General features: G+C 77.5%; 1 protein-coding gene and 1 pseudogene. One reads left to right on the top strand and one right to left on the bottom strand.

Annotation, left to right across the window (positions count from 1 at the left end):
• A pseudogene (locus tag ABD323_RS40955) lies at positions 1-626 on the bottom strand (amino acid deaminase); the annotation flags it as partial.
• A gap of 107 nt (positions 627-733) precedes the next feature.
• Here ABD323_RS40955 and ABD323_RS40960 point away from each other — a divergent pair.
• Positions 734-1,611, top strand: an 878-nt coding sequence (locus ABD323_RS40960; RefSeq protein WP_344447190.1) for a sugar kinase, incomplete at its 3' end; no start/stop codon positions are given.

A 1,611-nucleotide genomic window follows, 5' to 3' on the forward strand; every position in this document is an offset into this window, starting at 1 on the left:
GCGGCAGCGGCGGTGGCGGGGGCGGCGGCCGGGTCGCGGCCGCCGGTGCGCCCGCCGGGACCGCCGAGGTCGACCAGCACGTCCACCGGGCGCTCGGCGCCGGCGGCCCGCAGGCTCGCGTCCATCAGCGCCACGGTGGCGGGCGAGTCCACCCAGCTGCTGAACGCGAAGCCCGGGTCGGCCGCCAGCTCGCCGGCCAGCCAGGCCAGCGCCGCCGGGTCGAGCAGCGCGCCGGCGAGCAGCAGCCGGCGCACCCCGAAGGCGCGGGCGACCCGCAGCTGCGCGGCGGTGGCGAGCGTGATGCCCCAGGCACCGGCCGTCAGCTGCTGCTGCCACAGGGCCGGGGCCATGGTGGTCTTGCCGTGCGGGGCGAGCTCGACCCCGGCGCGCGCGCACCAGTCGGCCATGGTGCGCCGGTTGTGGGCCAGGGCGGAGGCGTCCAGGGTGAGCAGCGCGGTGCCCAGGTCGTCCAGGGTGGGCCCGCTCGCCAGGTACTCCCGCACCGTCCGGCCCCAGGCGGCGGGCGGCACGGCCCGAAAGCGCCAGTCCAGCCGCTCCCCGGCCAGCGCGGCCACCTTCCCCGCGTCGATGCCGGGCCCGTCCTGCTCGTCCGACTGGTTCATCATCACGCCTCCGACCAGTAAAGTTGCAACATATGCAATCACCTTTGCATATGTTGCTGACGCTGTTCTAACATGCCCTCACAACGAGGGTCAACGACAGGGGAGGGCCCGTGACGCAGGTGGCGACGGCTGTCTGTCTCGGCGAGTCGATGGCGGTCCTGCTGCCGGAACAGCCCGGACCGCTGGAGGCGGTGGCGTCCTTCCGCGCGGCGGTCGGCGGCGCGGAGTCCAACACCGCCTGCGCGCTGGCCGCGCTCGGCGTGCCGACCGCCTGGCTGAGCCGGGTCGGCGACGACGGCTTCGGGCGGCGGCTGACCGCGGAGCTGGCCGCGCACGGCGTGGACACCTCCGCGGTGGTCATCGACCCGACCCGGCCGACCGGGCTGTACGTCAAGGAGGTCGGCTCACCGCACCGGCGGCCGCACGACCTGGGGGCCGGGCACAGCCGGCTGCACTACTACCGCCGGGGCTCGGCCGCCTCCGCCCTGGGCCCCGAGCTGCTCGACGACCCGGTGGCGGCCCGCCTGCTGGCCGGCGCCCGCCTGCTGCACCTGTCCGGGATCACCGCCGCGCTCTCCGGCAGCGCGCTCGCGCTGCTGCGCGCGCTGCTCGCCCAGCGGGTGCCCGGGCGCCTGGTCAGCTTCGACCTCAACTGGCGACCGGCCCTGTGGCAGGGCCGCGACCCCACGGTGCTGCCCGGCCTGCTGGCCGCCGCCGACCTGGTGCTGCTCGGCGCCGACGAGGCCGCCCGGGCGCTGGGCACCGGCGAGCCGGCCGCGCCGCGCGTGCTGCTGCCGGGGCCGGCCACCGTGCTGGTCAAGGACGCCGAGCGCCTGGTCACCGCGCTCGGCCGGGACGGGGAGCGGGTGAGCGAGCGGGCGCTCGCCGTGGAGGTGGTGGAGGCCACCGGCGCCGAGGGCGCCTTCGCGGCCGGCAACCTGGCCGGCGCGGTGGGCGGGCTCGGCCAGCGCCGGCAGGTGCGGGTGGG

Source organism: Kitasatospora nipponensis, from assembly GCF_039528135.1.
Lineage (GTDB): Bacteria > Actinomycetota > Actinomycetes > Streptomycetales > Streptomycetaceae > Kitasatospora > Kitasatospora nipponensis.